The organism is Pantoea osteomyelitidis (genome assembly GCF_044342975.1).
GTDB classification, from domain to species: Bacteria; Pseudomonadota; Gammaproteobacteria; order Enterobacterales; family Enterobacteriaceae; genus Pantoea; species Pantoea osteomyelitidis.
This window is the reverse complement of the sequence record NZ_JBGFSN010000001.1, coordinates 74711-89948: the sequence shown is the minus strand read 5'-3', so window position 1 is coordinate 89948 and position 15238 is coordinate 74711. Positions and strand designations below refer to the sequence as shown.

The window sequence follows — 15238 nt, the reverse complement described above, 5'->3', positions numbered from 1 at the left end:
CCTTCCTTGCTGCGACACTTCTAATTGTAGAGAGGAAAAAGAATCTTTCCAGTTTTAGTACCAAAATAGAATAATTATTTAAGATACTGATTATAATAGTATTTATATTTAATAATCATATTCATGAAAACTATGAAACAAATAAACATAAATACGCGCTTCGCTTTTTTTATTTTTTTAACATCTGACCGCAACAGCCCCTGAAAAATAACAACCGGGAAAATAATCAATTATTTAACGTCTTAAACAAAACGGAGCGGTAATAAGCGTAGTAACATAAAGCAATAAGAATACGCCTCTGAAATAAATTTATTCTTTTAAGCGGAGTTCGCAGCGTTAACTCCCGGGACAGGAAAAAAGTCAGGCTGGCGAAAGCGAATAAAGCCGCTTAGCGCGGCTTTATTTTATCCTTTTGATTTTGTGGGATCATCTTTGCGCTGATAAGTGCGTTCTTCCTGAATAACGCCCTCTTCCGTATGGATCTTTACCGAGCCAACCTTATCGCTCATATACTCCCTCATCTGAACCATAATTTCGGCTTTGGTATCAGCTGTCCTGAGCGCGCGATCGCTGCCCTCTTTTTGAAACGCCCACTTATCGCCTTTCCTGGTGATGTGATAGTTGTCCATCAAAGTCCCTCAGCATGATCTGCGTTGTATGAATTTTAAGCTTTGAGTTTAGACCATGCGAACCATGCAAACCTTAATGAAAAACACGCAAAAAAAACCCCGCCATCATGGCGGGGAAGACAGGGATGGTGTCTATGGCAAGGAAAACAGGGATACTATGTTACTGGTTACTGCTGGTACTACTCACTGCTTGCAGCGATGATGACTGCTGCAAATTTGCGAGCTTGCGCAATTCGTTGATGCGCTGCTCATAATTCTTCTGCAACGTGGCCTGCTGTGCCGGCGTTAACAGGTGATACATCTGGTTTCGCACACGCGCCATTTCGACTTGCTGTGCTACCTGCGCCTGCGCCATTTTTTCTGCCTGACCGCGGATGGCCGCTTCATTAAAGGACTCTGCTGTGATCAGGTCATGCATGGTTTCGATATCCTGAATATCGAGCGCGGGACGTTCGTGTCGCGCCTGCTGCATCAAGTCTCGCATCTGCTGCCGCTGCTGCTCGGTCAACTCAATGCCATCAAACATGTGGCTTTGCGGATTTTGCGTCATACTGCCTGTCGTCAATCCGCCGTTCTGATGCATCTCGTCAATCGTCGTCGTGTCTGCTGCTTTTGCACTGGCATGACTGAGAACCATCGCTGAGGCAATGACGACGGCGGTTAAGTTGCGCATCGTTTACTCCCAGTTCGTTCCGTTTTGCGATTCAACGAAACTCAGTGTACGGCGACAGCTGCAAACATCCGTCAGGGGGTGTAAAACTACGTAAAGCGTTGGATTGGCGATATAGGTTCACGGTATTTTGCCTGCGGAGGGCAATAAAAATGAATAAGATCCTGTTGGTTGATGACGACCGCGAATTGACTTCGCTTTTGAAAGAACTGTTAGAAATGGAAGGTTTTGAAGTAGTTGTCGCCAGCGATGGCGAGCAGGCCCTTAACCTGCTGGACAATTCCATCGACCTGTTACTGCTTGATGTCATGATGCCGAAGAAAAATGGTATCGATACGTTAAAAGAACTACGTCAGCAACACCAAACGCCTGTCATTATGCTTACCGCGCGCGGCAGCGAGCTGGATCGCGTTTTGGGGCTTGAACTGGGCGCGGACGACTATCTGCCCAAGCCGTTCAATGATCGCGAACTGGTGGCGCGTATTCGCGCCATTTTGCGCCGCTCTAACTGGAGCGAGCAACAGCAGCAGCACGATAACAGCTCGCCCACCCTGGAAGTGGATTGCCTGCGCCTGAATCCGGGTCGTCAGGAGGCCAGTTTTGATAACGAGACGCTGGATCTTACCGGCACGGAATTCACCCTACTTTATCTGCTGGCGCAGCATCTCGGCCAGGTCGTTTCGCGTGAACATCTGAGCCAGGAAGTGTTAGGCAAGCGTTTAACGCCTTTTGACCGCGCCATTGATATGCACATCTCTAACCTGCGTCGTAAGCTGCCTGAGCGCCGCGACGGCCATCCCTGGTTTAAAACGTTACGCGGCCGCGGTTATCTGATGGTTTCGACATCATGATTGGAAGTTTGACCACCCGTATCTTCGCCATCTTCTGGTTAACCCTGGCGTTGGTGTTGATGCTGGTGCTGATGGTCCCCAAACTGGATTCGCGTCAGATGACCTCGCTGATGGAAAGCGAGCAGCGTCAGGGCGTAATGATTGAGCAGCATGTTGAGGCGGAGCTGGCGGAAGATCCGCCCAACGACCTGATGTGGTGGCGCAGATTGTTCCGCGCCATCGATAAATGGGCACCGCCCGGCCAGCGTCTGCTGCTGGTGACCAGCGAGGGCCGGGTGATTGGCGCTCAGCATAACGAAATGCAGGTAATCCGTAATTTTATCGGTCAGTCCGATAACGCCGATCGCCCGCAAAAGAAAAAATATGGTCGTGTCGAGCTGGTCGGGCCTTTTGCCGTGCGTGATGGCGAAGACAACTATCAGCTCTATATGATCCGCCCTGCCACCAGTTCACAGCTCGACTTCATTAATCTGCTGTTTGACCGCCCGCTGCTGCTGCTGATCGTGACCATGCTTATCAGCTCGCCGCTGCTGCTGTGGCTGGCCTGGAGCCTGGCGCGTCCGGCGCGCAAGCTCAAATATGCCGCCGATGAGGTTGCCCGCGGCAATCTGCGGCAGCATCCGGAGCTTGAGTCCGGCCCGCAGGAATTTCTGGCGGCAGGTTCGAGTTTCAATCAGATGGTAAGCGCGCTGGAGCGGATGATGACCGCGCAGCAGCGTTTACTGTCAGATATCAGCCACGAGCTGCGCACACCCCTGACGCGCCTGCAGTTGGCGACCGCTCTGTTGCGTCGTCGCCACGGCGAAGGGAAAGAGCTGGCGCGTATCGAAACAGAAGCTCAGCGACTGGATGGCATGATCAACGATCTGCTGGTGCTGTCGCGCACGCAACATAAAAATGCGCTGGTCAGCGAAGCGATGAAGGCCAATCAGCTCTGGAACGACGTGCTGGAAGATGCCCGATTCGAGGCGGAGCAGATGGGGAAAAAACTGGAAATCCCCTACCCGCCTGGTCCGTGGCCGCTTTATGGCAATCCACACGCGCTGGAAAGCGCGCTGGAAAACGTTGTGCGTAACGCCCTGCGCTACTCTGATTCGCATATCAGCGTGAGTTTTTCAGTGGATATCGAAGGGATAACCGTGCATGTCGACGACGACGGTCCTGGCGTCAGCGAAGAAGATCGCGAACAAATTTTCCGTCCATTCTACCGCACCGATGAGGCGCGCGACCGCGAGTCGGGCGGCACCGGGCTTGGCCTGGCGATTGTGGAAACGGCGATTCAGCAGCACCGCGGCTGGGTAAAGGCGGATAACAGCCCGTTGGGCGGTCTGCGCCTGACAATCTGGCTGCCGCTGTACTCCGCACGATAATAATTTGCTATGCTTCGGCCCTCGTTGTCGGGGGCCTTTTATGTTGAACATTGTCTTATTTGAACCAGAAATCCCACCCAATACCGGTAATATTATTCGTCTTTGCGCCAATACTGGTTTCCAGCTTCACCTGATAGAGCCGCTGGGCTTTGCCTGGGATGATAAACGCCTGCGTCGCGCCGGGCTGGATTACCACGAGTTTACCGCAATCAAACGTCATGCAAGCTATGAGGCATTTGTGACGGCGGAACGTCCTGAACGCCTGTTTGCCCTGACAACCAAAGGCACGCCAGCCCACAGCGCTGTGGCCTGGCAGTCGGGCGACTATCTGATGTTTGGCCCGGAAAGCCGTGGCTTGCCCGCCGCGATTCTGGACGCGCTGCCCGCAGAGCAGAAAATTCGTATTCCGATGATGCCGGAAAGCCGCAGCATGAATCTGTCGAATGCGGTTTCGGTGGTAGTGTATGAGGCATGGCGCCAGCTTGGCTACGCTGGCGCAGCGATCAAAAGCTAAATTCCGTCGCCATATTCAAAGCCGGGAATGGTGCCGTTAAAGTGCTGATCCATATCCATTGCCGGTTTGTCGCTGGCGGGCTTGCCAACGATACGCGCGGGAACGCCTGCGGCAGTGGTATGCGGCGGCACCGGCTGAAGCACCACCGAACCTGCGCCGATTTTCGCGCCGCGCCCCACCTCGATATTACCGAGGATTTTCGCGCCGGCGCCAATCATCACGCCTTCACGGATTTTCGGATGGCGATCGCCGCTGGTTTTGCCGGTCCCGCCCAGGGTTACCGATTGCAGGATCGATACGTCGTTTTCAACCACCGCCGTTTCGCCGATAACAATCCCGGTGGCATGGTCGAGCATAATACCGCGGCCAATACGCGCCGCCGGATGAATATCCACGGCGAAAGAGACGGAAATTTCATTTTGCAGATAAACTGCCAGCGCGCGTCGCCCTTCGTTCCACAGCCAGTGGCCGATGCGATAGGCCTGTAAAGCGTGGAAGCCTTTTAGATAAAGCAGCGGAGTGGAATATTTGTCGACCGCCGGGTCGCGCTGGCGCACGGCCTGAATGTCGCAGGCCGCCGAAGCGATCATCGAAGGATCCTGACGATAGGCCTCTTCGACGATCTCACGAATGGCAATAGCGGGCATGATGGCGTTAGCCAGCTTGTTTGCCAGCATATAGCTGAGGGCACTGCCGAGGTTTTCATGCTTGAGCAATGTCGCGTGATAAAAGCTGGCGAGCATCGGTTCACAATCGGCCAGTGCCCGCGCTTCAGCTTTGATATTGTTCCAGACCAGTTCTAATTCATCAGACGACATTGCTGCATTCTCCCGAGAAAAAAAGCGCTCGATCTGGCGCTACAGGTGATTACGCTGAGCTTCCCGCTTCAGCTATTGCTGTTTTCGTCCTTCCGTGTACGCCCAAGCAGAGTCAATGCTGCCTCTCGCGCCGGTTTTTCGCAATATAATACCTGATAAATTTGCTCGGTTATTGGCATTTCAACGCCAAATCTTTCTGCTAATGCTCTGACTTCTTTAGTGTTTTTGTAGCCTTCTACAACTTGTCCGATATTGCGTTGCGCCGTCTCAACGTCGTTGCCTTGCCCCAGCATAATGCCAAAACGGCGGTTACGTGACTGGTTATCAGTACAGGTCAGCACCAGATCGCCCAGACCCGCCATGCCCATAAAGGTGGTGGGATCGGCGCCCAGCGCCGCGCCCAGACGGCTCATCTCTGCCAGACCACGGGTAATCAGCGCAGTACGCGCATTCGCGCCAAAGCCGATGCCGTCTGAAATCCCCGCGCCGATGGCGATAACGTTTTTCACCGCGCCGCCCAGCTGCACGCCGATAAAATCGGGGTTGTTATAGACGCGGAAGCTTTTGCCGCAGTGCAGCTTCTGCTGCAGATCGTCAGCAAACTGCGCATCGGTCGAGGCCAGCGCGATCGCCGTCGGCAAGCCTGCCGCCAGCTCTTTGGCGAAGGTCGGACCGGAAATCACCGCCAGCGGGATTGCCTCGCCGAGGATCTCGCGCGCCACATCCTGCAACAGCCGTCCGGTTTCCCGCTCCAGTCCCTTGGTCGCCCAGACAATGCGCGAGTCGTCACGCAAAAAGGGCGCGATTTGTTTCAGCACGTCGCCAAACACATGGCTCGGCACCACAATCAGCAGATCGCGGCTGGCGGCAATAGCCTGAGCTAAATCGGGTTCAAGGGCGAGGTTATCGGGAAAAGGCACATCGGGCAGAAAAGCGCTATTGCAGCGTTCAGCCTGCAACTGCGCCAGATGCTGCGGATTATGTCCCCATAACAGCACCGGGTGACCGTTGCGGGCCAGAGTAATCGCCAATGCGGTGCCGTACGAGCCGGCACCGATGACGCTAATCGAAGCGTTGAGTGTATTCATCAGGCATCCTGATGCGGAGCGGCGCCTTCACCTTGCTGCTGCAGATAATTCATAAACAGCGCATCAAAATTGACCGGCGCCAGGTTAAGCTGCGGGAAGGTACCGCGAGAAACCAGGCTGGTAATGCATTCGCGCGCGTACGGGAACAGAATGTTCGGGCAGTATGCGCCGAGGCAATGGGCCATCTGGTTTCCGTCGATACCGCCGATGGTAAAGATACCTGCCTGCTGCACTTCGCACAGGAACGCGGTCTCTTCGCCGACGCTTGCGGTAACGGTGACACGCAGAACCACTTCATACACGTCGTCAGTGAGTTGAGATGAGGCGGTATCCAGATCCAGCTTCACTTCCGGTTCCCACTCTTTCTGGAAAACCTGCGGTGCGTTAGGGGCTTCAAAAGAGATATCTTTGGTGTAAACGCGTTGAATCTGGAACGTCATTTCGTTAGTGGTTTGTTCTGACATGTGACTAAGTCCTGTAAGTTAAAAAATCCTGGTCGCAAATTACGCCTGCAATAACGGGTCCAGTCCTTCACGACCATCCAGCGCAAAAAGATCGTCGCAGCCGCCAATATGCTGCGCATCAATAAAAATCTGAGGCACTGTGGTGCGACCGCTGCGTTTGATCATCTCTTCGCGTTTCGCTGCGTCACCATCAATTGGGATCTCCTGAAACGTCACACCTTTCTGATTCAGCAGCGCCTTCGCCCGGTGGCAGTAAGGACAGGTTGCTTTGGTGTAAATCTCAACGTTCGCCATTTTAGTACCTCAAAAGGAGTTATTTACCGCGTACCAGCGGCAGATTTTCGCCGCTCCAGCCACCGATGCCGTCCTTCAGAACAGCAACCTGCGCGAAACCAGCGGCGCTTAACTGTGCGGCAGGCTCGCCTGCGCTTTGGCCTGTCGCACAAACTACAATTATGGGCTGCGCTTTATGCTTTTCCAGCTCGGCGAAGCTGCCTTTTTTAATATCTGCCGCCGCCACGTTCAGGGCACCAGAAATATGTCCTTTACGGTATTCATCGCGTGAACGCACGTCCACTACCACCGCATCTTCTTTATTTATCAGGCGGGTCGCTTCGCCGCGGCTGATAGTTTTTACTTTTGAGAACATACCTTTAACGGTGGTCACAATCACCAGAACCAATAAAACGACCCATGCCAGACAGAGGATGGTGTGATTGCTTGCAAACTGCATAATTTCTTGCATGAGGGGTAACGACTCCAGACCGGGCTAATAAGCTAAAACAAGGGTTCTGAGTATACCTGCGCCACCTCGCATGTACAGACGCTAAGCGGCCAGAGTGACGATTTGTGTGTCATTTTTCAAAAAAATTGGTTTTATTGCAAAAATGTCGCAACGCTTAGAACAGAGTTGACAAATTACAGACATGTTTGGAAAAGGAAATCCCTGGCGGGATAGCTGGTAAGCAACTGTTCATCGTGGAATAATCATTAGCCTATGAAGGGAAAAGCGACTGTTTTATCTACAAGGACCCGTCGCAACGGTTTAACCTTACCGTTGCCCATACGCTTGTCCACCCTCGCCCTTAGCCTGCTTTGTTCGGGCACGCTGCTGCTGCCCTGTACGGCGCAAAGCGCAGACGACAACAAATCCCAGTTAAAATCTATCCAGCAGGATATCGCTGAAAAAGAGAAGAGCGTTCAGGCTCAGAAGATTCAGCGCAGCAAGCTGCTCGATCAGTTACAGAGTCAGGAAAAGGTCATCGCCCAGGCGAGCCGACAGCTGCGCGAAACGCGCAACAGTCTGAATGCGCTGAATAATGATATTGAGCAGCTGAACGCCTCGATCGCCAAACTGGAAAAGCAGCAGTCCCGTCAGGAAACCTTGCTCTCCGAACAATTAGATGCGGCTTTCCGTCAGGGCAAACATAACGGCGTGCAGCTGCTGATGGGCGGCGAAGAGAGCCAGCGCAGCGAGCGCATTCTGGCCTACTTTGGTTATCTGAATGCGGCGCGTCAAAAAAATATCGACGATCTGAAACAGACGCGCGCGCAGTTGGCCCAGCAAAAAACGACCCTTGAGCAGAAGCAGCAACAGCAAAAATCTCTGCTCAACCAGCAGCAGGCGCAGCAGGACAAGCTGCAACAGGCGAGCGCGGCGCGCAAGAAAACCCTGAGCGCGCTGGAAAACGCGCTGCAAAAAGATCAGGCCGATCTGGTGGAGATGCGCCAGAACGAAAGCCGTCTGCAGGATAAAATCGCGCGCGCCGAGCGCGAAGCGCGTGAGCGAGCCGAACGCGAGGCGCGTGAAGCGGAAAAAGTCCGCCAGCGTCAGGCACAGGCGAAATCCAAAGGCTCCTCTTACCAACCTACCCAAAGCGAACGCGAGCTGATGGCGCGCACGGGTGGCCTTGGCAGCCCTTCTGCACAGGCGCGCTGGCCGGTGCGTGGCCGCATCGAGCATCGTTTCGGCGAAACTCTGCAGGGCGAGCTGCGCTGGAAAGGTTTGGTGATCGATGCGCCGGAAGGCAGCGAAGTCAAAGCGATCGCCGATGGCCGCGTCCTGATGGCGGACTGGCTGCAGGGCTATGGCCTGGTGGTGGTGATTGAGCACGGTAAAGGCGACATGAGCCTGTATGGCTATAACCAAAGCGCGCTGGTAAGCGTCGGCGCTCAGGTGAAGGCGGGACAGCCTGTGGCGCTGGTCGGCACCAGCGGCGGTCGCGGCACGCCCTCACTCTATTTTGAAATCCGGCGCCAGGGACAGGCCGTCAATCCACTGCCGTGGTTAGGAAAATAAGCCTTGTTTCGACTTTGTAAAATAACCGCTGTATTGTGCGGCCTGTTGCTCAGCGTTTTCGCTCACGCGGGCAAACTCGCTATCGTTATTGATGATTTTGGCTATCGCCCCACGGAAGAGAACAAAGTGCTGCAAATGCCGCCAGCCATCTCCGTTGCGGTGTTGCCCAATGCGCCAGGCGCGCGCGCCATGGCGACCAAAGCGCATCAGCTTGGCCACGAGGTACTGATTCATCTGCCGATGGCGCCGCTCAGCAAGCAGCCGCTGGAGAAAGATACGCTGACGCCGGAGATGAGCAGCGCCGAGATTGAGCGTATCATCCGCAACGCGGTCAACAATGTGCCTTATGCGGTGGGCCTGAACAACCATATGGGCAGTAAAATGACATCCAGCCTGTTTGGCATGCAGAAGGTGATGCAGACGCTTAATCAGTACAATTTTTATTTTCTCGACAGCATGACCATCGGCAACAGCCAGTCGATCCCCGCCGCCCAGGGCACCCATGTGAAAGTGCTCAAGCGTCGCGTTTTCCTTGATGACAGCCAGAACGAAAGCGCCATTCGTCAGCAGTTTACGCGCGCGGTGCTTCTGGCGCAGCGCAACGGCTACGCTATAGCTATTGGTCATCCTCATCCCAATACGGTCCGCGTGTTGCAGCAGATGCTGCCGTCGTTGCCGGCCGACATCACTCTGGTGCGTCCGAGCCAGCTGCTGAACGAACCGCTGCATGCCGCCACGCCGCCCCACCAGCCTGAGGCGCAGCCGAAACCGCATTTCCAGCCGCCGGGCGAATGTAAAACCCATGGACCGTTAGCGCCTGTACCGGCGACGCGCATGTTGGATGTGGTAGGTGAAAGCGTGAGTCAGAGCAGCATGGTGAAAACACTCAAAAGTCTGTTTTAAGTCTCGCCAGCGCATAAAGGATCACCCGGGCTTACCCCAGGCTGACGTAAGTTCGTATAATCCTGTGTTGGGCGAATCGGACATATGGCGAGGGTATCAAGACGGATGACGCAACCAAGACAAAAAATTCTGCTGCTCGACAACGGCAGGGAATGGGGCGGCGGCACCAACAGCATGCTGGAGCTGCTGAAACGCATTAATCGCCATAAATTCGATATCACCTGCTGCTTTTACCATAACTATTCGCGCGGCAATGATGAGACCATCGAGGCGATCCTGAAAGCGCTCGATATACCGGTTTTTTTCATCCCTCAGCTTAAGCAGCCGGGATGGGCTAAAGTCTCAAAAGAGCTGTTGCGTACCGCGCTTTTTTTTAGCCGTCCGTGTAAAAAACGCGCCATCGACTTCATTGATAAGCGCTGGCGAATAGTGCCGAATGCTTTCAAAATCAACTCATTGCTACAGCTTGGTAATTACGACACGCTCTATATGAATAACCAGCCGAGCACCAATGTCGAAGGTTATCTGGCTGCTCGCGGGCTGAATATCGCCGTGGTGCAACATTGCCGCATCGATCCTCTGCTGGATGCCCGGCTGGTGAAAATGGTTAATCAGGACTGCCACGCGCTGATTGCGGTTTCTCACGGCGTGAGCGATACGCTGCGCAAGAGCGGCATTCATCCTGCACTTTGCTTTACCGTTTCCAACGCGATTGATATCCATCAACCCTTGCCTGACCGGGCCGAAGTGCGTAACCGCTTAGGGCTTTCGCCCGGCACCTTTGTGTTTGGCTCTATCGGCTCCCTGATTCTGCGCAAATCCAATCATCATATTTTGCAGGCGCTGGGCAGGTTTAAAGCGGCCTATCCCGAGGCCGACTGGAAAATGATCGTTGTTGGCGCAGGCCCGGAGCACAAACGGCTGGTGCAGCTGGCGGCCGATGAAAATATCCTCAACAACGTGATCTTTACCGGTTTCCAGAACAATGCGCTGGATTATCTCACTGCTTTTGACACCTTTATTCTCGCCTCAAAAAGCGAAGGCTTGCCGCGTGTGGTGCTGGAAGCGATGCTGGTTAACACCACGGTTATTGGTTCGAATGTAGTAGGCACCGCCGAGCTTATCAGCCATGACGAAACCGGCCTGCTGTTTGAGTACGGCGATGTACAGGCGCTGTGTCATCACATGACCAGACTGTGGCAGGATGCTACGCTGCGCCAGCGCCTGATTGACGCCGCCGGTAAGCGCGTCCGTGATCAGTATGCTATCGAGCATTACGTGACCGGTGTGGAAAATATTCTGCAAAGCGTGCTCAGGGATAAACAACATGCTTAATTTTCTTAATCCGCGTTATCGACATGTTCGCGCCAGACATAACCTGCCCTACAGCAACAGGGCGGTGCAGGGCGATGTACCGGTCTCCTCGGTCATTATTCCCTGTACCGGCGCGGATTATATTGAAGAGGCGATGCTGAGCGCTCTGTTCGCCGCGCGCTTCGCGCCTGATATACAGGAGATCGTGATTGTCAGCGATCAGGCAGCAGAAGCCTTTGGCGCCTTGCCGCCAAAAACGCGCGTGGTGATGCTGGATGTCCCGCTGCGCCAGGATAGCTATCGCTATAAACAGATCTACCGTAGCCGGTTGATTAAAATTCAGGCTCCGTTGCATGCGGCTTATGACGGAATATTGATGATCGATTCAGATTTGAATCTGCTGCGAATGCCCGAACTTCGCGCCAAAGAGGGTTATCTCTATTCAAGCTTCCGCAAAGGCAAAATGATCGCCAAGCTGCACGGCGCATCTGACGAGGTTGCGCCCGCCTGGTATCGCCATCTGATTAGACCCGCTCTGGAGGATCATGCGAACAGCGCCTTTCTTTTTGCGACGTCGAAAACCTGGAAACGTTTATGCCCGTTATGGCTGGCGCTGTTTAACGACACCTGGGAGCGGCTGGATGATTCTCAACCGCCTACCGATCAGCTTCCGCTCGCTGCGTTGCTGGATTTACTGGATCTCTACACGGTGAACTTAGGCGACTGGGTAAACTGGCCAGTGTCGAAAAAGATTGGCGGGCAGACCGCGCCGATCCCAAAAGACGTGATCGGCGCGCACGGCGGCTTTCCCCTGTCGGAGTGGCAGAAATATCTGACCAATCCTGATCTGCCGTTACAGTTCAAAGGCCAGGATTACACGCGCAAAGTGCGCTATCTGTCCGATGCCGAAAAACTGAAACCTTAATCACCAGCTCAATATCACTTTTCCCGCATGGCCTGAACGCATCTCGTCAAAGCCCTGCTGAAAATCATCAATGTGATAGTGGTGGGTGATCACCGGCGTCAGGTCGAGACCCGACTGAATCAGCGCCGCCATCTTGTACCAGGTTTCAAACATTTCGCGGCCATAGATGCCTTTGATAAACAGCCCCTTGAAGATTACCTGATTCCAGTCGATCGCCATTTCGCCCGGCGGGATGCCGAGCAGTGCCACTCGTCCGCCGTGGTTCATTACCTCCAGCAAGGCGCGAAACGCCGCGGGTGCGCCGGACATCTCCAGACCGACATCAAATCCTTCCGTCATTCCCAGCTCAGCCATTACCGCGCGCAAATCCTGCTGCGCCACGTTTACCGCCCGCGTCACGCCCATGCTGCGCGCCAGCTCAAGCCGGTATTCGTTGATATCAGTGATCACCACATGGCGCGCGCCGACATGTCTGCATACCGCCGCCGCCATAATGCCAATCGGCCCGGCGCCGGAAATCAGCACATCTTCACCGACTAAATCAAAGGAAAGCGCGGTATGCACCGCGTTGCCGAAAGGATCGAAAATTGCCGCCAGATCGTCTGAAATGTTGTCGGGAATTTTAAATGCGTTGAAAGCGGGGATGACCAGATACTCGGCAAAACAACCCTGACGGTTTACGCCGACCCCAAGCGTGTTGCGGCACAGATGCATACGCCCGGCGCGACAGTTGCGGCAGTGCCCGCAGGTAATGTGTCCTTCACCTGAGACGCGATCGCCGCAGCGAAAACCCTTCACCTCCTGACCGATAGCCACCACTTCGCCGACATACTCATGACCAACAATCATCGGCACAGGAATGGTTTTTTGCGACCAACTGTCCCAGTTATAAATATGCACGTCGGTGCCGCAGATGGCGGTTTTGCGGATTTTAATCAGCAGATCGTTATGGCCTGGCTCAGGTACCGGCGCGTCCTGTACCATCCAGATCCCCGCTTCCGCTTTCAGTTTGGCTAACGCTTTCATCACCTCTCCTCAGGCAAGCACGCCCAGTTGTTTACCTATGCGGGTAAATGCCTCAACGGCCTGTTCCAGCTGAACCTGGGTATGCCCCGCAGAAATCTGGGTGCGGATACGCGCCGCCCCTTTCGGCACCACCGGATAGAAAAAGCCAGTAACGTAAATCCCTTCCTGTTGCAGCAGCCGGGCAAATTCCTGCGCCGTCTTCGCATCACCCAGCATCACCGGAATAATGGCGTGATCGGCTCCGGCCAGGGTAAAACCCGCCTGGCTCATCGCCTCGCGGAAATAGCGGGCGTTATCCCACAGGCGCTGGCGCAGACCGTCGCCTTCCTTGAGGATCTCCAGCACGCGCAGCGAGGCGGCGACAATCGCCGGGGCGAGAGAATTAGAGTAAAGATAGGGGCGTGAACGCTGGCGCAGCCACTCCACCACCTCTTTTTTCGCGGCGGTATAGCCGCCCGACGCGCCGCCCAGCGCTTTACCGAGCGTGCCGGTAAGAATGTCGATACGTCCCATTACTCCGCAATATTCAGGCGTGCCGCGTCCGTTGGCACCGACAAACCCCACCGCATGGGAGTCGTCCACCATCACCAGCGCGCCAAATTTATCCGCCAGATCGCAAATGCCGTTAAGGTTAGCAATCACGCCATCCATGGAGAACACGCCGTCGGTGGCGATCAGAATATGACGCGCCCCTTTTTCACGCGCCTCGATCAGCTTGGCCCGCAGCTCCGCCATATCGTTATTGGCATAGCGATAACGCTGCGCCTTGCACAGACGCACGCCATCAATAATCGAGGCGTGATTCAGCGCATCGGAAATAATCGCATCTTCCGCATCCAACAGGGTTTCAAACAGGCCGCCGTTGGCATCAAAGCAGGAGGAATAAAGAATGGCGTCCTCCATACCGAGAAACGCCGCCAGCTGCTGTTCCAGATTTTTATGCGTATCCTGGGTGCCGCAGATAAAACGCACCGACGCCATGCCAAAACCGTGCGTATCCATTCCCTGTTTTGCCGCCGCGATCAATGCCGGATGATTTGCCAGACCGAGATAATTATTGGCGCAGAAGTTAATCAAATGATGCTGGCCTGACTCAATATCAGCCTGCTGCGCCGAGGTGATAATTCGCTCCTCTTTGAATAATCCCTCACGACGAGCGGCGTCGAGCTGGTGCTGAATCTGGTGATAAAATGACGCAGACATCTTTCAACTCCTCTGATGGCGGAAATGTGGCACAACTTACTGAGTACAGGCCATATACGCGATAAACAGAAGACAGAATGTCAATTTTGCAGCAGGGTTCACGTCAGGGAAGCGCAAAGGCGCGCGGTTACGGAGTCATCTGGCTGCCTGCCCGGTAATGAAATGTTATGATGGTAGTTATTAGCGTGTGAAACCTCCTGTTTCACCCCATAACTTGAAGGTTAAGCTCATGATTATCGTAACTGGCGGCGCAGGAATGATTGGCAGCAACATCGTCAAAGCGCTGAATGAACGCGGTCACACCGATATTCTGGTGGTGGATAATCTGAAAGATGGCACCAAGTTCGTCAATCTGGCCGATCTGGACATCTGCGATTACATGGACAAAGAAGAGTTTCTGGTCAGCCTGATGGCGGGCGACGATCTGGGTCCGATAGAAGCCATTTTCCACGAGGGCGCCTGCTCAGCCACCACCGAATGGGATGGCAAGTACATGATGGATAACAACTATCAGTACTCAAAAGAGCTGCTGCATTTCTGCCTTGAGCGTGAAATTCCGTTTCTTTACGCCTCTTCCGCCGCGACCTATGGCGGTCGTAATGACAACTTCATCGAAGAGCGCCCTTATGAGCAGCCGCTGAACGTTTACGGCTACTCGAAAATGCTGTTCGATCACTATGTGCGTCAGATCCTGCCGGAAGCGAACTCGCCGGTGTGCGGCTTCCGCTACTTCAACGTCTATGGACCGCGCGAAGGTCACAAAGGCAGCATGGCCAGCGTGGCGTTCCACCTCAATAACCAAATCAGCAACGGCGAAAATCCCAAGCTGTTTGCAGGCAGCGACGGCTTCAAGCGCGACTTTATCCACGTTGATGATGTGGCGGCGGTGAATCTGTGGTGCTGGGAAAACAACATTTCCGGTATCTACAACTGTGGAACGGGCCGGGCCGAATCTTTCCAGGAAGTGGCTGACGCCGTGCTGAAGTTCCACCAGAAAGGCCAGGTTGAATACATCCCCTTCCCGGAGAAACTGAAAGGGCGTTATCAGGCCTTTACCCAAGCCGATCTCACTAAACTGCGCGCGGCAGGCTATGATAAGCCGTTTAAAACCGTGGCCGAAGGGGTCGCCGACTATATGGCCTGGCTGAACCGCAACGCATAAGG

Annotated in this window: 17 protein-coding genes; 8 read left to right on the top strand and 9 right to left on the bottom strand. The window is 54.3% G+C overall.

Annotation, left to right across the window (positions count from 1 at the left end; translation table 11 throughout):
* Nucleotides 1-404 precede the first annotated feature (404 nt).
* Together ABU178_RS00445 and cpxP are read right to left on the bottom strand one after the other, a co-directional pair.
* Nucleotides 405-629, bottom strand: coding sequence for a DUF2188 domain-containing protein (locus ABU178_RS00445; RefSeq protein WP_397210906.1), 225 nt, complete (start codon nucleotides 627-629; stop codon nucleotides 405-407).
* Between the two features lie 160 nt (nucleotides 630-789).
* A complete protein-coding gene (gene cpxP, locus ABU178_RS00440; RefSeq protein WP_397210904.1) occupies nucleotides 790-1302 on the bottom strand; it encodes a cell-envelope stress modulator CpxP in 513 nt (170 codons plus the stop codon).
* 149 nt (nucleotides 1303-1451) lie between these two features.
* Between cpxP and cpxR the strand changes: the two genes are divergently transcribed.
* Genes cpxR through trmL form a run of 3 tightly spaced genes read left to right on the top strand, consistent with a single transcriptional unit; the run spans nucleotide 1452 to nucleotide 4034 of the window.
* On the top strand, nucleotides 1452-2150 hold the full coding sequence (gene cpxR, locus ABU178_RS00435; protein WP_312241928.1) for an envelope stress response regulator transcription factor CpxR: 699 nt from the start codon (nucleotides 1452-1454) through the stop codon (nucleotides 2148-2150).
* Nucleotides 2147-3520, top strand: a complete 1374-nt coding sequence (cpxA, locus tag ABU178_RS00430) for an envelope stress sensor histidine kinase CpxA (RefSeq protein ID WP_397210901.1) — start codon at nucleotides 2147-2149, stop codon at nucleotides 3518-3520. The genes cpxR and cpxA overlap by 4 nt, the downstream gene beginning before the upstream one ends.
* A 40-nt stretch (nucleotides 3521-3560) precedes the next feature.
* Nucleotides 3561-4034: a tRNA (uridine(34)/cytosine(34)/5-carboxymethylaminomethyluridine(34)-2'-O)-methyltransferase TrmL gene (gene trmL / locus ABU178_RS00425; protein WP_397210899.1), complete on the top strand. Its 474-nt coding sequence runs from the start codon at nucleotides 3561-3563 to the stop codon at nucleotides 4032-4034.
* On the opposite strand, the gene cysE is transcribed toward trmL, so the two are convergent.
* The 5 genes from cysE to ABU178_RS00400 all read right to left on the bottom strand — a co-directional run bounded on the left by cysE (nucleotide 4031) and on the right by ABU178_RS00400 (nucleotide 7149).
* On the bottom strand, nucleotides 4031-4852 hold the full coding sequence (gene cysE / locus ABU178_RS00420) for a serine O-acetyltransferase (RefSeq protein ID WP_397210897.1): 822 nt from the start codon (nucleotides 4850-4852) through the stop codon (nucleotides 4031-4033). The two genes, trmL and cysE, sit on opposite strands and share 4 nt — an antisense overlap.
* A 68-nt stretch (nucleotides 4853-4920) precedes the next feature.
* Nucleotides 4921-5940 (bottom strand): NAD(P)H-dependent glycerol-3-phosphate dehydrogenase, encoded by a 1020-nt coding sequence (gene gpsA / locus ABU178_RS00415; protein ID WP_397210895.1) that lies wholly within the window; start codon nucleotides 5938-5940, stop codon nucleotides 4921-4923.
* Complete coding sequence (secB, locus tag ABU178_RS00410) at nucleotides 5940-6404, bottom strand: protein-export chaperone SecB (protein ID WP_397210893.1); 465 nt, start codon at nucleotides 6402-6404, stop codon at nucleotides 5940-5942. The genes gpsA and secB overlap by 1 nt, the downstream gene beginning before the upstream one ends.
* 39 nt (nucleotides 6405-6443) lie before the next feature.
* Entirely contained in the window at nucleotides 6444-6698 is a 255-nt protein-coding gene (gene grxC / locus ABU178_RS00405) for a glutaredoxin 3 (RefSeq protein ID WP_397210892.1), read from the bottom strand.
* Nucleotides 6699-6717: 19 nt separating this feature from the next.
* Nucleotides 6718-7149, bottom strand: a complete 432-nt coding sequence (locus ABU178_RS00400) for a rhodanese-like domain-containing protein (protein ID WP_397210890.1) — start codon at nucleotides 7147-7149, stop codon at nucleotides 6718-6720.
* Nucleotides 7150-7401: 252 nt separating this feature from the next.
* Here ABU178_RS00400 and envC point away from each other — a divergent pair, with 252 nt between their 5' ends.
* From envC to ABU178_RS00380, 4 genes are all read left to right on the top strand, one after another.
* Entirely contained in the window at nucleotides 7402-8703 is a 1302-nt protein-coding gene (gene envC, locus ABU178_RS00395; RefSeq protein WP_397210888.1) for a murein hydrolase activator EnvC, read from the top strand.
* A gap of 3 nt (nucleotides 8704-8706) precedes the next feature.
* Nucleotides 8707-9606, top strand: a complete 900-nt coding sequence (locus ABU178_RS00390; RefSeq protein ID WP_397210886.1) for a divergent polysaccharide deacetylase family protein — start codon at nucleotides 8707-8709, stop codon at nucleotides 9604-9606.
* A gap of 105 nt (nucleotides 9607-9711) precedes the next feature.
* The gene (locus ABU178_RS00385) at nucleotides 9712-10941 is read left to right on the top strand and encodes a glycosyltransferase (RefSeq protein WP_397210884.1); all 1230 of its coding nucleotides are present in this window, start codon (nucleotides 9712-9714) and stop codon (nucleotides 10939-10941) included.
* Nucleotides 10934-11845 (top strand): hypothetical protein, encoded by a 912-nt coding sequence (locus ABU178_RS00380; protein WP_397210882.1) that lies wholly within the window; start codon nucleotides 10934-10936, stop codon nucleotides 11843-11845. The genes ABU178_RS00385 and ABU178_RS00380 overlap by 8 nt, the downstream gene beginning before the upstream one ends.
* On the opposite strand, the gene tdh is transcribed toward ABU178_RS00380, so the two are convergent.
* Together tdh and ABU178_RS00370 are read right to left on the bottom strand one after the other, a co-directional pair.
* Complete coding sequence (gene tdh / locus ABU178_RS00375) at nucleotides 11846-12871, bottom strand: L-threonine 3-dehydrogenase (RefSeq protein WP_397210881.1); 1026 nt, start codon at nucleotides 12869-12871, stop codon at nucleotides 11846-11848.
* A 9-nt stretch (nucleotides 12872-12880) separates the two neighbouring features.
* A complete protein-coding gene (locus ABU178_RS00370) occupies nucleotides 12881-14074 on the bottom strand; it encodes a glycine C-acetyltransferase (protein WP_397210879.1) in 1194 nt (397 codons plus the stop codon).
* 229 nt (nucleotides 14075-14303) lie between these two features.
* On the opposite strand from ABU178_RS00370, the gene rfaD reads away from it, so the two are divergent.
* Complete coding sequence (gene rfaD, locus ABU178_RS00365; RefSeq protein ID WP_397210877.1) at nucleotides 14304-15236, top strand: ADP-glyceromanno-heptose 6-epimerase; 933 nt, start codon at nucleotides 14304-14306, stop codon at nucleotides 15234-15236.
* Nucleotides 15237-15238 lie beyond the last annotated feature (2 nt).